At 53.5% G+C, this 16041-nt stretch carries 14 protein-coding genes; 9 read left to right on the top strand and 5 right to left on the bottom strand.

All coding sequences use genetic code 11. The features are described 5' to 3' along the window. Nucleotides 1-107 precede the first annotated feature (107 nt). The 4 genes from SH528x_RS14525 to SH528x_RS14510 are packed head-to-tail and all read left to right on the top strand — an operon-like array spanning nucleotide 108 to nucleotide 4893. Nucleotides 108-1262 carry a glycosyltransferase gene (locus SH528x_RS14525; protein WP_442511235.1) on the top strand — a complete coding sequence of 385 codons (1155 nt, stop codon included), beginning with the start codon at nucleotides 108-110 and terminating at the stop codon, nucleotides 1260-1262. After that, entirely contained in the window at nucleotides 1255-2538 is a 1284-nt protein-coding gene (locus SH528x_RS14520) for a hypothetical protein (protein ID WP_442511234.1), read from the top strand. The genes SH528x_RS14525 and SH528x_RS14520 overlap by 8 nt, the downstream gene beginning before the upstream one ends. Then, on the top strand, nucleotides 2525-3607 hold the full coding sequence (locus tag SH528x_RS14515) for a glycosyltransferase family 4 protein (protein WP_442511233.1): 1083 nt from the start codon (nucleotides 2525-2527) through the stop codon (nucleotides 3605-3607). Before SH528x_RS14520 ends, SH528x_RS14515 begins: the two co-directional genes overlap by 14 nt. Then, nucleotides 3604-4893: a glycosyltransferase gene (locus SH528x_RS14510; protein WP_442511232.1), complete on the top strand. Its 1290-nt coding sequence runs from the start codon at nucleotides 3604-3606 to the stop codon at nucleotides 4891-4893. Before SH528x_RS14515 ends, SH528x_RS14510 begins: the two co-directional genes overlap by 4 nt. Here the strand turns inward: SH528x_RS14510 and SH528x_RS14505 are convergent. Next, nucleotides 4883-6313, bottom strand: a complete 1431-nt coding sequence (locus SH528x_RS14505; RefSeq protein WP_442511231.1) for an oligosaccharide flippase family protein — start codon at nucleotides 6311-6313, stop codon at nucleotides 4883-4885. The two genes, SH528x_RS14510 and SH528x_RS14505, sit on opposite strands and share 11 nt — an antisense overlap. Further along, nucleotides 6307-7302: a glycosyltransferase family 2 protein gene (locus SH528x_RS14500; RefSeq protein WP_442511230.1), complete on the bottom strand. Its 996-nt coding sequence runs from the start codon at nucleotides 7300-7302 to the stop codon at nucleotides 6307-6309. Before SH528x_RS14500 ends, SH528x_RS14505 begins: the two co-directional genes overlap by 7 nt. Nucleotides 7303-7498: 196 nt before the next feature. Here SH528x_RS14500 and rfbH point away from each other — a divergent pair, with 196 nt between their 5' ends. The 5 genes from rfbH to SH528x_RS14475 are packed head-to-tail and all read left to right on the top strand — an operon-like array spanning nucleotide 7499 to nucleotide 12980. Then, a complete protein-coding gene (gene rfbH / locus SH528x_RS14495; RefSeq protein ID WP_442511229.1) occupies nucleotides 7499-9040 on the top strand; it encodes a lipopolysaccharide biosynthesis protein RfbH in 1542 nt (513 codons plus the stop codon). A 7-nt stretch (nucleotides 9041-9047) separates the two neighbouring features. Continuing rightward, entirely contained in the window at nucleotides 9048-10106 is a 1059-nt protein-coding gene (locus SH528x_RS14490) for an NAD-dependent epimerase/dehydratase family protein (RefSeq protein ID WP_442511228.1), read from the top strand. Further along, entirely contained in the window at nucleotides 10103-11275 is a 1173-nt protein-coding gene (locus SH528x_RS14485) for a class I SAM-dependent methyltransferase (protein WP_442511227.1), read from the top strand. The genes SH528x_RS14490 and SH528x_RS14485 overlap by 4 nt, the downstream gene beginning before the upstream one ends. Then, the gene (locus SH528x_RS14480; RefSeq protein WP_442511226.1) at nucleotides 11272-12078 is read left to right on the top strand and encodes a transketolase; all 807 of its coding nucleotides are present in this window, start codon (nucleotides 11272-11274) and stop codon (nucleotides 12076-12078) included. Before SH528x_RS14485 ends, SH528x_RS14480 begins: the two co-directional genes overlap by 4 nt. Beyond that, on the top strand, nucleotides 12075-12980 hold the full coding sequence (locus SH528x_RS14475) for a transketolase family protein (protein WP_442511225.1): 906 nt from the start codon (nucleotides 12075-12077) through the stop codon (nucleotides 12978-12980). The genes SH528x_RS14480 and SH528x_RS14475 overlap by 4 nt, the downstream gene beginning before the upstream one ends. A 153-nt stretch (nucleotides 12981-13133) precedes the next feature. Here the strand turns inward: SH528x_RS14475 and rfbG are convergent, their stop codons facing one another. From rfbG to SH528x_RS14460, 3 genes are all read right to left on the bottom strand, one after another. Then, nucleotides 13134-14228: a CDP-glucose 4,6-dehydratase gene (gene rfbG / locus SH528x_RS14470; RefSeq protein WP_442511224.1), complete on the bottom strand. Its 1095-nt coding sequence runs from the start codon at nucleotides 14226-14228 to the stop codon at nucleotides 13134-13136. Nucleotides 14229-14243: 15 nt separating this feature from the next. Continuing rightward, nucleotides 14244-15056: a glucose-1-phosphate cytidylyltransferase gene (gene rfbF / locus SH528x_RS14465; RefSeq protein ID WP_442511223.1), complete on the bottom strand. Its 813-nt coding sequence runs from the start codon at nucleotides 15054-15056 to the stop codon at nucleotides 14244-14246. Between the two features lie 511 nt (nucleotides 15057-15567). Further along, nucleotides 15568-16032, bottom strand: coding sequence for a hypothetical protein (locus SH528x_RS14460; protein ID WP_442511222.1), 465 nt, complete (start codon nucleotides 16030-16032; stop codon nucleotides 15568-15570). Nucleotides 16033-16041: the final 9 nt, after the last annotated feature.

Raw genomic sequence — 16041 nt, 5'->3', positions numbered from 1 at the left:
CTCTCTATTATGGCTGCTTTTGCGGTCGCCATGAGACCGATCTCTACCTTACTGGGCAACGATCGTTGCTGGCTGCGCGGTGCCGAACTTCCCGAAATTTCTTCACGATGAACATCGTTTTCCTGTCCCATTCGCCATTTCACCCCAGCATGGTGGTTGGTTCACATCAACTGGCGCGCGTTTACGCTAGCGCGGGTCATCGTGTCTTGCATATCTCGTTGCCGTTTAGCTTTGCGCATCTGGCAAGACTTGGCCGTCCTCGAATGACCGAGCGATTGCGGACATCACTGCGCGGGCCTCATCAAGTTTGCGAGGGTCTCTTTGAGTGGATTCCGATCACGTTGTTCCCTTGGGATCTTGCGCGTCACCTCTATAACCATCGAGGTCGCAACATTGCAATTCCATCGGCCCGACGAACCCGCAAAGTGTTACAGAAAATTGAGATGGAGTCGGTCGACTTGGTTCTGCAAGATGAGCCAAGGATGAGCGGAATGCCGCGTTGCATTCCCTACAACAAACTGATTTATCGTGCAGTGGATCTCTACGCAGAAATGCGAGGGGACCCGGTGATCGCCAAGGCCGAGACCGACCTGATTCAATCCGCTGACCACGTCATCGCAACTTCCCAGCGAATTTGCGATCACCTGCAGAACCTTGTCGCCAAGTCGAAAGTTTCGCTTTTCGCAAATGGATTTGATGCGAATCTGTTTCAAGGAAGTCCGTCGCCCCACTGCTCGCTAACGTCAATCCCCTCGCCACGGATCGTGTATATCGGTGCGATCGATAATCGATTCGATTTCAATGCGATCCATACCATTGCCCTAGGATTGCCCCAGGTCCAATTGCTGATCTATGGCCCAGGCTCCCACGATACCAGCGTCGATTGGCCCCGCAATGTTCATTGGATGGGGCCCTTACCCTATCAACAGATTCCTGCGGTTTTGAAATATTGTGACGTTGCATTGTTGCCGTTCACCGATATCCCCGCCAATCATGCGAGAAGTCCGATGAAGTATCACGAATATCGCGCGGCGGGTCTTCCCGTGGTGGCCTTTCGCATTGAATCATTAGCCAATCAATCTGACGCTCCTTCGTTGTTTCTTTACGATAGCATCGACGAGAATGGAATTGTTCAAAGCGTTCGGCGAGCAATTGAACACCGCCAAACTTGTTCTAGTGACTCGATTGCAAACACGCAAAGTGAGCATTCCTGGGAAGCTATCGGCCAACGTATCCTAGAACTAGCAGCGACCAATGTTTAATTTACGATTATCCAATCCGATGACGCTGATATTGGGAGGTGGTTTACTTTACACCTGCTTGATGTTTCCGATTGTGAAACTATCGACTCTCGCTAATAGCGTTGACCCAACTTCGTTCAACCAAGCCTTCGCATTCTCGCTGCTTTGTTTTGGATTACTTTGTCTTGGACTACGCATTGGTGAACGGTTGAGTGAGAGAGCTTCTCGTGTGCAACCAGCGACCGAAGCGTGTGAATCAGCAGTCACCGACCTTCGCCCCATGATCGTCCGCTCCTTATTGTTCTGGCTGGTTGGGCTTGTTTTCGCGGTAGCGATCATCATGACCATCTTCGGCGGTTTTGGATCGTTGTCGTCTGCCGTAGCGACCCGCAATGATCTTGTCCGTGGCAAGGCGTGGTTATTTACGCTTATCTTGCCGTTGAAGATTGGTGTGTTTGGTATTTTCCTCTGCCTGCTAACAACGAAGCTTCGATCCAACCGGATTCTATTGCTGATTTTATTGTTACCGATGTTTGTGATCTCGGTCTTCTTTTTGAACACGATCGGCGGCCGCTTATTTGCCTGCGGTTTAATCCTTCAACTGTTGATCGTTTGTGGGCAAGTCTTGAAAAATCGACAAAAGCTATTGTTTTTTACCGAATTCTTCTCGGTCATTTGTCTAGCGATCATCATCGGTTTATTTGGTCTCAGCAGGTACGCCACATCGGTAGGGCTTTCGCGAGATGTTGATTCATCCGAAGTCGTTCATGAAATACTTCGAGACGCGCATACTCGCGACCAGATGTTGCTAGACAATTTCTTTGATCCTTGGTACCCGCTTACCGAGGCCGTTTCCTATCTGGAGGGCCGAGATAGTCCCCTCTATGGCCTCTATCACGTTACTGCGTTCGCAAAACTGGTCCCTGGTTTGTATCGCTACGTCGAAAAGCATACTTCGGCGAATCAATTCCATTCCGATGCCAATTTAGGAAAGCGGACGATTCCATATGGTGTCAACGCGTACCTCGATTTCCATTGGGTTGGTGCCAGTCTGTTCTTCGTCATTGGCATTGTGCAGAGCTATTCGATCAACCGACTAAGACGGATCGAAGAATCAAGCCAGGGTCTCCAATGTTTTATTGCGAACTACCTGATTAGTTGCGTCTGTATCTTTAGCCTTTATCTTTTTCGTAGCGGAATGACAATCGCTGTATCTTGGGGTATTGCCGAGCTGATGGTTCTGTTTGCTTTTCTTGTCTTCTGTATTATCCAAGTGCGTCCCAATGCTACTGTTTGACGCCTACCTGTACCCAAAACCCCGCGGCTTGGGCGTGTTTGTTCGCGAGGCGGTACGCTCCCTTAGCGACGATATCGCTGGGGGTAAGTGGATCGTGCTAACTCGCGTCCCGATCAGGGAAATCCCGGCGGAAAACCAACGAGTGGTCCGTTGGCGAGGGGGGCAAGTAAGCTGGGAACAATTTGTCGTACCATGGTTCTCATGGCGGTTGGGCGCTGCCATCACCCATGCGCCCGCCAATTCCTTTGGCGTCCCATTCACGCTCATTCGCAAGCCGATCGTCGTCACGGTGCATGACCTGATGTTCATGCGCAACCAAGGCGGATCGATCAAGCAGAAGATCGGAAATCTGTACCGCAAAGCTTGCTACCGCACGCTGCCATTTTGCCGATGCACGATCTCGACGGTGAGTGATGCGAGTCGTGTCGAACTTGAAAATTCATTGGGACGTGACGTCCACGTCACTCCCAATTCCTGCCAGTATGTCCTGGACGTATCCAACGCGAGTGGAACGCTTCCAGCAAGTCTGGCTGGTCAAGACAAAAAACACTTTGTGCATATTGGCGGATTAACCACGAACAAAAATACACGTCGTGTTATCGAAGCTTGGAATACCTGCCAAGCATCCCAACACGATCAATTGGTCCTACTGGGCGACACAAAAGAAAATTACGAGACAGCTTTACCGCAAATTAAAGAGATCCCCTCAATCGTTGTTCCCGGTGTCGTTTCCGAGGAACAATTGGTGGCGGTGATAAAAAGCTCGCGAGCATTAATTTTCCCGAGTCTTGAAGAAGGCTTTGGCCTGCCGATCGTCGAAGCCGCTTTCTTAGGAATCCCGGTAATCACATCGAACCGACCTCCAATGAATCAACTTGCCCCTGAATGCAGTTTATTGATCGATCCTGAATCGACGACCGAGCTTGCAGAGGCGATGGACACACTGTCGTATGACGATGCCTGCCATCGCCTATTAACCAATGCGACCGCAGACGCCAGTAAGCGATTTGACCGAATTCACCTTGGCCAAGCGTTAAAGCACGTGTACACACAGGCAGCATCGCAATGACGACCGTCCCACCCCAGGCTTCGATCGGCTCGTCGGCAGCGTGCTTGCTGACACGTGATCCATTTCGAGTCAAAAGCGGCCGCACGTCGGTGTTAAGGACAGCCATCAACGCTCTCCTCGCACGTTTTGACCAGGTCAACTGCTTCGTTTTTGAACCACCACCGGCATCCCCAGATCAGGTCCCCGCGGTGAATCGTGCAAGTTTCACCTACTTGGGATCCCCAAGCCCGTTTCGCTCGCCCATCAGCAAATGCGGCCAATTCGCGTGTGGCAAGTCGTTAAATGAGACGTTGTTTTATGACGGGGGAACCGTTCGCAGAATCAAGTCTGAAATCCCCGAGCAAACGAAACTCGTTTATTGCGACTCCATTCGACTTGCTCAATACGCAGCGTCCATTGAGATCCCATGGATACTCGATATGGACGACTTACTCTCGGCGAGGTTTCGCCAATTCGCCGATGGAAACAAGACGAATGTGACTCAGATACTCGGGCATTTCGCCTCAGTCATCCCCAAACCTCTCATTAGCGCATTGTCCCCGATGATCCGGCCAATGCTTGCACTCGAGTCAAAGCGTCTGCTAAAGCAGGAGAATTTTTGGGCAAATGAAGCCACCCAAGTGAGTCTTGTCAGTAGTGATGAAGCCACGTCATTGGCAATTCGAACCGGTCGCAACGTTCACTCTCTTCCGATGTCCGTGCCCGATGTTGACATGAATCGATGCTGGGCCACGAAAACTTGGAATTCAACGGAACCGCTTCGAGTGGCTTTTGTTGGCTACCTTGCCTACAAACCCAACATCGAGGCCATCGAACATCTCGCAAGCACCCTCATTCCGGCATTGAATGAACAAGGAATCAATTGTGAAGTCTCGGTGATAGGAAGTCTTGAAAATGTCGTGGTGCCGCAATCAGCAATGTGTTGCGAGCAGATCAAGTTTCTGGGATTCGTCGATAGCCTAAACGAGAACTTCGACTCACAGCACGCCTTCATCGCGCCCATTTTGACCGGGACGGGTGTCAAAACGAAAGTACTCGAAGCGATGAGGTACGGCATCCCTGTACTCGGAACACCGTTAGCATTTAGCGGCCTGCCCTCGAGTGAAGCAACATCTCTTTGTTGGCGCACAACAAACGAGCTTGCGGCGATCGTTCAACAGCTAACGTCGCTACCTAAAGTCAAGGATATCTCCCACGCGTCGATGCAACTCGTACAACAGAGCTTTTCCGAATCAGTCATTCGCGAACGCTGGAATCATGTCATTGACGAACTACTCACGCAATGACTTCAGCCGTAGATTGACGCTCTTGGTTCGACGCACTCTGAAGCGTTCGAATTGATATCAAGTAAGTTCCCAGACATCCTAGCGACGCCGCCAACACGGTTCCGCCGACGCTCCACCACTCGGACTCGCCTCGAGCGAACATCTGCTGAATTGCCCAACTCAGCGGGAGACAAGCGAAAAAGGGCAACGTCCATGCCAACCAATCTCGCATCCCGCACCCAATTGTCTTCAAAGCACTTCCAACCGATAGCGGAATCAGCAAAACGTTCGCGATTGCATAACAAACAACGACCCAGTCAATACTTTGCAGGTAGACGCCTAAGGCAAAGCTGGCAACCACCACACAGGTATTGATCACTCCAACGACAAAGAACTTTCTCGTTTTGCCGCTGATTTGAAAGCAAATACCAATTGGACTTACGAAGGCCTGAAGAACCGCCAATGGGGCAAGCACGGCTAGCAAATCCGCCACACGTGACCAATTCGGGCCGAGCAACAAACGAACAACGAACTCTCGCTCTAACCAGATACAAATCATCGGCAGTGTCGTAAGCATCCCGACGATCAAAACCATCCGATGCATGAGATCCCGAAGCCGCTCGGGATCGTCTTGATGAGGCGACATATAGGGCAGGGCAACCGTTTGAGCCGTCGCGGTAATTTGGCTCAATGGCAACATCATAATGCGATAGGCCAACGCATAGACGCCCAGCGGCGCCGCCCCTAAGAACTTACCAATTAGAACGTGATCCAGATTCCTGGACCAATAGTTCACTGTGGAGAACCCAACGAGGCCTAGCGAGTAGTCCAATATTTGTTTGGCATCGCGACGATCAAATTCGAAGCGTGGTATTCCACAAAAAACAACATAACCGACGACTGCTAACACTGCGGATAGAAGTGTCGGAACAACGATGGCCCACAATTGGTAGCCCGTCATTAACATCCACGTGGCGAGCAAAACCATTGCTCCGCTGGCAATACAATCCACGAAAAAAATGACGTTAAAACGACAATCCCGCCGCAATTTTGACTGCAACAAGCCGCTGATCGTTAACGGCACAATGGCAAGGGCCACAAAAACAAAGTAGGGGGCGAATTCGCGGTATCCAAATAGCGACGCAACAGGTATTCCAATCACAGCTACTACACCTGCGATCAACACCGAAAAGGCAGTGGACAGATAGAAACCGGTGGCATAAATCCGAGAATTCAGGTCCCGATGACGAATCAAAAAGACCGAGATACCACTATCGCTAAGCAATACCCCAAACTGAATCACGATGTAAAGTAGCGACCAAATTCCTAGCAGCTCTTTGCCTAACAAACGAGCGGCAATTGCCATGACAAGCACCATCGCCGCTTGACGAACGATTCTCGATCCAGCGACCGCGCCGACGTCCATCAACCGTTTCAGCATTGGCTCGCCTTGAGCGAGTCTTTTGTCCGCAAATACACTGAGCGAAATGCCTTCAAAACCGGATAGGCAGAGGCTCGAATTACCAACCAGGGGAAAAGGAACAACAGCGCCGTGCGTGTTAACGCGTCCAACCGACGCCAGAACACCACGTGGCAAAACGCATCGGGCAACCGCAAGATATTGTCACCGCCTATCCTGACCCAATTGCGACGCAAAAATGCAAACTGTCCCACAAACCGAGCGAACGGTTTTCCTGCAAAGATCGATTCATAATTGATCAGGACATCCCGCAACAGATTGGACCGGTCATAGCTCCAGTACTTCTTTGCTCCCATACTGATCAAAACTTGATATTGCGGGGCGTACAGACTTTCCCCCTTCCCACAGTTGTAGCCAATGAAGTGGATGAAGGGATACAAGTTGCGTGATGAAACGCCTTGTAAGTAGGATTCAAGCGTACCTTCGCGGCGCAACACCAAACCGCTCAATTGGTGTCCAAGCGGCATGAGTTTACACCGGGCGGCAAATCCGGCGGCAAAGCTCTTCAATTTGTACTTTTCATCTCGCCCCGGCGAAATACTGCCATCCTCGTTGATCAGACTGAACCCGGTGATGATCACATTGAGCTGCGGGTTTTGATTAATCTCATTGAGAACGAACGCCAGATATCCCTGGGGCAAAAAATCGTCGTCTCCCAAGTACATCACATAATCGGACTCGGACGCTTCGAGTAACGCAATGCAGTTGGGCTCCCCGCCGATATTCTCTTGATTCGCTTCGACAACCCAAGGCACGTCGCTGTTCTTTGCGGCGAATTCGCGGACCAATTCGGCTGTGCCGTCACTCGAGGCATTGTCGCGAACCCGTATTCCAACCTCGCCACTACCCTCGCTGCGAATCAGCCCGACAAGCGCTTCGAGGTTTTGAAGCAAAACCTCCGCGCGCTGGTAAGTGGGGATCAGGATTTCTAGGCGTACGCTGCTGCTCATCGGACAACTTTATCCCAAAACCTCTAAATCGTGCTCAAATGTGACTCGTAGGTCGTACGAAAGCCACCTTGTCATGTCAACGTCATCCGCATTCCGGTAGGGGTTGCTGTCTTGACGCGATTCCCCCCTCTTTTGTATTTAGCCCATCATGCACCCCGGGGCCTTGGGATTCGATCGAGCTTTGGGAATTTGGGGAATGCTGCTAGACTCGGCGCGTTATTACCAGAAACTGCGGCGTAGAATCATCGACGATGGATGGAAAATGGAAGAGCTGAAACAGGAAATCTTGCGACTCGTTCGCGAATATTCATCTAAAACGCATGCCGCTCAACGTCCTGGAAATGACCCTCTTCGTGACAAATTTGTTCCTGGCGAGTCCGTAATTCCCTATGCGGGACGCGTGTTTGATGAAGACGAAGTCGAAGCCGCCGTCAGCTCGACACTCGATTTCTGGCTGACGCTTGGTAAAGAAGGCGAACAATTCGAGAAAGGGCTCGCCGAATTTCTCGGGGTTCGCCGCTCGCTGGCCGTGAACTCCGGTTCGAGTGCCAATCTGGTGGCTTTGGCAGCTCTGACAAGCCACAAACTCCCTCGCGATAAACAAATTCGCCCTGGCGACGAGGTGATCACGGTCGCTGCTGGCTTCCCCACCACCGTCGCTCCCATTATCCAGTGCGGCGCCACTGCCGTCTTTATTGATGCCGATCCGGTGACGGGAAACGCGAAATGCGAGCAATTGGAAGACGCCTATGTCCCCGGTAAAACCAAAGCGGTGATGATGGCTCACGCGCTTGGCAACCCCTTTGACCTGAATACAACGCTACAGTTTTGTCGAGACCATGACCTCTGGCTGATCGAAGACAATTGCGACGCACTGGGATGCTCGTACACCATTCCCGCCGAGTCGGACCACCAGGAATTCTATCGCAAAGCCACGCGTAACGCCGACGGCAGTTTGACCAAACATACCGGAAGCTGGGGTGACCTATCGACTCAAAGCTTTTACCCGCCTCACCATTTGACCATGGGCGAAGGGGGCGCCGTTAACATTGTCGCTCAAGCCTCGCTGAAAGTACTCGCGGAGAGTTTTCGCGATTGGGGACGCGATTGCTGGTGCGCCTCGGGACAAGACAACACGTGCAACAAACGCTTTGCTTGGCAACTCGGTGAACTTCCCGAAGGCTACGACCACAAGTACATCTACAGCCACCTCGGCTACAACCTGAAGCCGCTCGACATCCAAGCGGCAATCGGGCATCGTCAATTACTAAAGCTGCCTGCTTTTGTTGAGGCACGAAAAGATAATTGGCAAACCCTTCGCAAGGGACTTGCTGAGTTCGAAGATGTGATCGAGTTCTCGCTGCCAACGCATGCAACCGGATGGAACCGCGACGGCAGCTTCAGCTGGGACGCCACGGGATGCAAAACCGATTGCTCATGGTTCGGTTTCAAAATGTCGGTGCGTGAAAACGCCAAGTTCACCCGCACGGATTTGGCCCGCCATTTGGACGAACACAAAATCGGAAATCGCATGCTGTTTGGCGGTAACCTATTGCGTCAACCTGCTTTGGTCGATCTCAAGAAAAACCGTCCCGAGATGATGCGTGTCGTGGGCGACATGAGCGGTGCGGACGAGATCATGAATCAAACTTTGTTCATCGGAGTCTACCCAGGATTGTCGAGCGACATGCTGGACTACATGATCGATTGCATCTCCTCGTTTGCAAAACAGGCCTGAACGCATCATGGCTTCACTGCACAGAACACTGTTGGACTCGGCAATTGAGCAATCAAGCGGATGGGCAAACCGCCTGCAAGGACGCTCGATCCTGGTTACGGGAGCATCGGGTTTCTTGGCCTCGAGTTTGCTGGCGTTTCTCTATCAACTTGACCAACGCTACAAGCTTGGGCTAACGCTGTACGCATCTGCTCGTCGACCGGCAACCGAGGTGCCTCTGTTTGACTTTCTCGACGTGCCAGCACCGGAAGCGTGGGAAATTGCACCGGTCGAATCGACAACGATTCCTGATGCGGCCCGATTAACGGTGGTGCACACGGCGTCCTATGGATCGCCTCGAGACTACATGAGCAACCCGCTCGCCACGTACGAAAGCAACACGCACGGTCTTGCCAACCTATTCACAGCGAGTGGGGAAAAGCGGGTGTCGCAGATGGTGTACTTCAGTAGCGCGGAAATCTACGGGCAACCGGGCGACGCCAATATTCCTACCCCCGAGGATTACATCGGCGGCTTATCCACGACGGACGCTCGATCGATCTACGGCGAATCAAAGCGAATGTCCGAGGTATTGGGCACGATCTATTCACAACAAACGCAAATCCCTCTGACGCTGATCCGTCCATGGAACTTGTATGGCCCCGGTCAGCGACCAGGCGATGGTCGCGTTCCCGTCGAGTTCGTTCGTCAAGCGATGGACGAAGGCGGTATCCGCTTGCTGAGCAACGGATCGCCACGCCGTGCGTTCTGCTACGCATGGGACGGCATCGCACAAATTGCTCGCCTGCTCGACGGTGATGAATCATCCGGTGCATGGAATGTGGGCAACCACGAATCCGAGGTCTCGATTTTAGACACCGCCCGCTGCTGTGTCGCAAAATGCGGATTGCCCGACGACGCCCTGCAATTCGACCCCACTGCAAATGCTCCGGGCATGCAACGTTGCTGTCCCAACGTCAACAAGGTCCGCAGCAAAATGTCCGATACGCCCACTCCGTTCACGTCACTCGAAACGGGCGTCGAAACGGTTGTCCAGTGGCTACGGTTTTTGAAGGAACAACGATGAAATCGATCCCCACAAAGTACTGTCGATTGTCCGGGGAATCGCTCGCCGACGCGGACGTGTTGTTTGACTTTGCGTCATGCCCTTTCCCGGGCATCTACCCCGACTCCGAAGCGGATTCGATCCCTCTGGCGTCTCCGCTTCGCGTTGTCCAGGCGAAAGAAAGCGGATTTGTCCAGCTCGCGGATCACTACGATCCATCGATGTATTCGAAGTACGCATTCGCTGGTGGTGGCGCCGCGGCCTATCGCCAACACTTGCAGTGGTTTGCTGAGCAAGCTGCCGATTCATTTGAAAAGAGTGCTTCGATCTTAGAAGTGGGAACCGGCGACGGCTTTCTCTTAGAGCTACTCGTCAACCAAGGCTTTCAAGACGTCTGCGGGATCGACCCCAGTCGGGCAGCCGAGAAGTCGACGTCTCCACTGGTCACGCATGGATTCTTTCCGACTGATTTGCCCGATCCTGCGAAGAATTTCGATCTGATCGTGTGTCGGCATGTACTCGAGCATATCGACGCTCCGCAACCCTTCGTTGATTCGATGGCGGGGGCACTCAAGGACAACGGCCAACTTTGGATTGAAGTCCCCGACTTGGACACCAATATTGAACGAGAGCTGTGGAGCAACTTTTATCAGCTGCACTGCAACTATTTCAACAACACCACACTCGACCGGCTGTGCGCGAAATCAGGACTACGATGCATCGGTGGCGAAGTCGTCGAGATTTTTGGCGGATCGATCCTCCGGCGTTACGAATTAGGCAGCAGCGACGACCTGCAACCGCCGGTGCGTTTGACCTCAGTACCACAGCAAATTGCCAAGTACATCGACCAGCTCGAGAAACTTTCCCAGCAATTGCCCAGCGGAGCGGTTGGCTATGGCGCGGCCGAACGAACGGCGGTCATCCTCGGACTCGGCCCTTCACTGCTCGATCGAATTGGATGCCTCTACGATGGCAACGACCTGCTCTCAGGTCGCTATCTGGCGGGCACCAAACTTAAAATCAAAGCCGCGAAAGAATTGTACTCGGCCCCACCACCTGCCATCGTCCTGTTCGCACTTTCGAATCGCCGCGAGATTCTAGCGAATTGGAAAGGAAACTTGCCCGACGACACGTTGGTGGCGATTCCAGCCGGCGATTTTTCGATAAGCCCTCTCGGAGAACTATCGTGAACGAAACACTCGCGGATTACGCGATCCGCATTCGCGCCGAGAGCCTAAAAATGGTTCACCGTGCGAAGGCGTCCCATATCGGTGGCGCCCTTTCAATGGCCGATCTGCTGGCGGTGCTGTACGGGGATACGATGAACATTGACCCTCGTGATCCCGACAAATCGGACCGCGATCGATTCATCCTCAGTAAAGGGCATTCGACCGTAGGGCTCTATGCGACGTTGGCTTTGCGTGGTTTCTTTCCAGTCTCAGAACTGGCGACCTACGGCCAAGACGGCTCGCGATTACTTGCCCACGTCAGCCACAAAGTTCCCGGAGTCGAGTTCTCAACAGGCTCGCTGGGGCATGGTTTACCATTTGCCGTCGGCAAAGCGTTAGCCGCGAAACGACAAGGACACTCGTGGCGTGTGTTCGCGATGTTAAGCGATGGCGAGCTGGATGAAGGCTCGAATTGGGAAGCCATCCTATTCGCCGCCCATCATCAACTCGACAACCTTGTCCTGATCGTTGATTACAACAAAATCCAGAGCATGGGCTCGGTCGAGGATGTCGTGCGGCTCGATCCGCTATCTGGCAAGCTTGACGCATTCAATTGGAATGTTCGCGAAATTGACGGGCATCGCATCGACGAAATTGTCGAGGCGTTTCGCCCCGCCGACAAGCCCATGCCGACTGCGGTTGTCGCAAACACGATCAAAGGCAAAGGAGTCCCGTTCATGGAAAACCAACTGCTTTGGCATTACCGCAGCCCGTCCGATGACGACCTAACCGAAGCGCTCGCCGCAATAGGAGCGTCCGTATGAGAACGACCTTTATCAACGAGCTGATCGCTCAAGCACGGCTTCATCCGGATGTATTCTTGATCATTGGTGACCTCGGCTTTTCCGTGGTCGAACCCTTCGCCGAGGAGTTTCCCGACCGCTATCTGAACGCGGGAATTGCCGAACAAAACATGGCGGGGATGGCCGCGGGCTTAGCGTCCGAAGGTTACCGGCCGTTCATTTATTCGATTGCAAATTTCCCAACGCTTCGCTGCGTCGAGCAAATTCGCAACGACATTTGTTACCACGCGATGCCGGTCACGGTTGTCGCTGTTGGCGCCGGGTTGGCCTATGGAAACCTGGGGTATTCGCACCACGCAGTTCAAGACATTGGCTGCCTTCGCGGATTGCCGAATATGGGGATCTATAGCCCCGCAGACCCAGGCGAAACACGCTACTGCTTGCGTAAACTGTTGTCTCGGTCGCACCCGTCTTACTTGCGAATCGGCAAAGCAGGCGAGCCGATCTTGTACTCGGATTCCGAGGACGAGCGACTCGGACCTCTGCGACGCATCTCGGGCGCCGCGGATGCTGAAGTTGCCATCGTCGCAACCGGATCGGTACTGGTCGAAGCCATCAATGCGTGCAAAGACAACCAAGACACTGCGGTCTATTCGTTGCCAGAAATATCGGCAGACGAATCGGCTTTCGCACCCTTGCTTGCTCACAAACACATCATCACCACCGAGGAACATGTGAGAGCGGGCGGCATTGGTGAAATGATTGCGTCCTATTGCAGCGGACACTCGCGAGTCATTCCGCTTTGCGTCAACCGCAACACGCCGTATGGCACCGGCAGTGCAAAGTATTTACGCAAGCAGCATGGCATCGATGCCGAATCGATCCAGCGAGCGATCGAGGCGTTGGCGGTGATATCAAGCTAAGGAACTGGCGGATTGTCGCTGATCGCTCCGCGATCATAGCGATGGATCGCGAGTGACGTAGAATCTATTGCTGAGAAAACAGAACTCGTCAAGAGTTTCGGCGGCACTCGCCATGCAACGAAAGTCTTGGCGACTTTCGCTACTTCAGCCGGACTAGCAGGCCCATTGCAACTTTGCTTGGCTGGCCGCGGTTTCGTAGCTCTTGATTTGCTCGCTTGTTATCTTCGCGGCATCGGCTCCGTCATGCTCTTGCATGTACCAGTCGGCGGTGATTTTGATGGTTTGATCGAAATCCCAAACCGGCTTCCATTCTAGCAAATGATAAGCACGATCAATCGCGAGATTCAGCTTTGATGCCTCGTGCGGCGCGTTTGGATCGGATTGGTCCGTCCATCCACCACCGGTGTGGCTAAGGATCGCTTCGGCCACATCGGCAACGGTCCGATTGCTGGCCAAATTGGGACCGAAATTGAACGCACTGCACAACGTCGAACGGTCTGCATCGTCTGACACCAGCCGCGCTGCGAGCCAAAGATAACCGCTTAGTGGCTCAAGCACATGTTGCCAGGGACGCGTTGCATGACGGTTACGCACAGGCACGGAATCGCCGGAAAAAACGGCGCGGAAGATATCGGGCACGATGCGGTCGATCGCCCAATCGCCACCCCCGATCACATTACCGGCACGCGCCGATGCAATACGATGTGATGCGTCCGAATCAAAAAATGACCGGCGATAACTGCTGGTGACTAGTTCAGCACAACCTTTGGATGCACTGTACGGGTCATAGCCGCCCATCGCGTCTTCCTCGCGATAGGCATGCAGCCATTCGCGATTTTCGTAGCATTTGTCCGTCGTCACCATCACCACGGCGCAGCGAGCATCGAGCGTACGGATGGCGTCAAGGACGTGGACCGAGCCCATCACGTTGGTCGCAAACGTTTCCACTGGCTGGTCAAACGACTTGCGGACGAGCGGCTGTGCGGCAAGATGCAGCATGATCTCGGGCTGCACCTTGGCAACCGCTTGCCGGACTTTTTCTTGGTCGCGTATGTCGACGCGGAAATCGGACGCCAATTTGCCTTGCAGATCAAGCTTGCCGAAAAGCGTCTCGTGAGGCTCGGGATCTAGGGCGAGCCCATGAACTTCCGCCCCGAGGCGAAGCAGCCAAGAGGCGAGCCAGCTGCCTTTGAATCCGGTGTGGCCGGTTAGCAAAACGCGGCGTCCGCGAAACTGTTTATTGAACAAAGTGGTCGCTCCTTTTCAGCTCCAGGTTTTCCACGGTGCCGAATCGCTATCCCACATCTCTTCGAGGTGATTGCGATCGCGGAGCGTGTCCATTGGCTGCCAGAAACCACGGTGCCGGTACGCGATCAGCTCTCCGTCGTTAGCGAGCTGCTCGAGCGGTTCACGCTCCCAGATTGTCTTGTCGCCTGAGCAGATGTAATCGAAGGCACTCGGTTCGAGCACGAAAAAGCCACCATTGATCCAGGCACCATCGCCTTGCGGCTTTTCTTGAAAGGCAGTCACACGCTCGATCGAACGCGTGTCGTCGAAGCGGAGCGATCCGTAACGCCCCGGTGGTTGCACCGCAGTCATTGTCGCCTTCTTTCCGCTATCACGATGAAAAGCAAGCAATTCGGTCACGTTAACGTCCGCGACGCCGTCGCCGTAGGTCAAACAGCACGTCGCGTCGCCAATGTACGGTTTTGCTCGCAAAAGCCGACCGCCGGTCATCGTTTCGTCACCAGTGTCGATGATGGTCACTCGCCATGGTTCGGCGTTGCGGCTGTGCACTTCCATCGAATTGTTTTGCATGTCAAACGTCACGTCCGACATGTGCAAAAAGTAGTTGGCGAAGTATTCCTTGATCACGTAGCCTTTGTAGCCGGCGCAGATCACGAAATCATTGACCCCGTGATGCGAGTAGATCTTCAAGATGTGCCACAGGATCGGCCGACCGCCGATTTCCACCATTGGCTTTGGTTTCAGAGACGTTTCTTCCGAAAGACGAGTCCCGAGTCCACCGGCCAGAATGACGGCCTTTGTGGGGGAAGAAGAGTTTGCGTTCGCCAAGGTTCCAACCTGATTCAAGTGCGGCCTGACGGAAACGATTCGCTAACCGTGTTGACGAATCGTACCGTGGAAAGAGGAAAACGGATCCTCGATCCTCAGCGTTGCTTGATAAGCGATTGCCCCTTGCAGGGCTAGGTCAATTGACCTGGATGTGCGTGGCGGAGCCCTCGATCCCGTGCCGCTCGAGGACTCCGCGACCCCGTTCGCTTCGAGTCCGCCTTGTGCTCAATCAGCAATCGTCACGCTATTTCCAACACCCCTACTTTCCGCCTGCTCTGAAACAATCGTTCCTGCGTTCTGGCCAACGCCATGAACGATTTCATGGTAGCTACCTTCGCCAGAAGGTGGTGATTCGCAATGGACGCCACCAATCCACGCTCTGGCGAGCGTAGCTACGAAACGCAAGTGCTGTAATTTGCAGCCTAAAAAGCGTTCACGGCGTTGGCTCTGCCTGGGAACCAGATGGAACTCAAACGTCTTAGCGTTTCCTAGAAACGAACTGCGCAGCCGATTAATTATTGGCCAGCTTGTCCGCGTCTTCATTTCCGGTGACATAGGGATTTTGTCGCACAGGCCCCATTTTCTTTGGGGTCGGTTTGACTGACGACGAATAGGAAACGCAAGGGTTCGGGCCACAGGGGTTCGAAACGGGACCGTTGACCGAACCGGGCGGCATCAAGAATTCCGATTCCAATCGACCGCGGTAACTTGTCGGTGCGTTGACCATCGGAGGAGCCGCAAAGGGGCTCATCCCGTAGGGACGTGCGTAGCGAGCACCGTAGTAAACGGGTGGGTTGGTCGCAAAGTAAGGGGGGGTACGCAGCGATGTACCGTAGTAGGAGCCATAGGGACTGTAAAATCCGTAGCCGCCAAACGGGAAGGCGCCGTTTGAGTCGGGGTACTGGGCCGAAGCGGATTCCGAGGTCGAGACGACGGCGGCAAGGACGATCACGGCTGTAACAACAATACTTTTCATCGAAAACCT

Origin of the sequence: Novipirellula methanifontis (genome assembly GCF_052161655.1) — a bacterium.
Classification (GTDB): domain Bacteria; phylum Planctomycetota; class Planctomycetia; order Pirellulales; family Pirellulaceae; genus Novipirellula.
Note: the sequence above shows the minus strand (reverse complement) of the source record. Positions and strands in the feature narration are given on the sequence as shown.

What these genes read in the sequence shown, in the direction of transcription:
- SH528x_RS14525 (WP_442511235.1), top strand. Translation starts at nt 108, where the DNA reads ATGAACATCGTTTTCCTGTCCCATTCGCCATTTCACCCCAGCATGGTG.
- SH528x_RS14520 (WP_442511234.1), top strand. Translation starts at nt 1,255, where the DNA reads ATGTTTAATTTACGATTATCCAATCCGATGACGCTGATATTGGGAGGT.
- SH528x_RS14515 (WP_442511233.1), top strand. Translation starts at nt 2,525, where the DNA reads ATGCTACTGTTTGACGCCTACCTGTACCCAAAACCCCGCGGCTTGGGC.
- SH528x_RS14510 (WP_442511232.1), top strand. Translation starts at nt 3,604, where the DNA reads ATGACGACCGTCCCACCCCAGGCTTCGATCGGCTCGTCGGCAGCGTGC.
- SH528x_RS14505 (WP_442511231.1), bottom strand. Translation starts at nt 6,313, where the DNA reads ATGCTGAAACGGTTGATGGACGTCGGCGCGGTCGCTGGATCGAGAATC.
- SH528x_RS14500 (WP_442511230.1), bottom strand. Translation starts at nt 7,302, where the DNA reads ATGAGCAGCAGCGTACGCCTAGAAATCCTGATCCCCACTTACCAGCGC.
- rfbH (WP_442511229.1), top strand. Translation starts at nt 7,499, where the DNA reads ATGCTGCTAGACTCGGCGCGTTATTACCAGAAACTGCGGCGTAGAATC.
- SH528x_RS14490 (WP_442511228.1), top strand. Translation starts at nt 9,048, where the DNA reads ATGGCTTCACTGCACAGAACACTGTTGGACTCGGCAATTGAGCAATCA.
- SH528x_RS14485 (WP_442511227.1), top strand. Translation starts at nt 10,103, where the DNA reads ATGAAATCGATCCCCACAAAGTACTGTCGATTGTCCGGGGAATCGCTC.
- SH528x_RS14475 (WP_442511225.1), top strand. Translation starts at nt 12,075, where the DNA reads ATGAGAACGACCTTTATCAACGAGCTGATCGCTCAAGCACGGCTTCAT.
- SH528x_RS14460 (WP_442511222.1), bottom strand. Translation starts at nt 16,032, where the DNA reads ATGAAAAGTATTGTTGTTACAGCCGTGATCGTCCTTGCCGCCGTCGTC.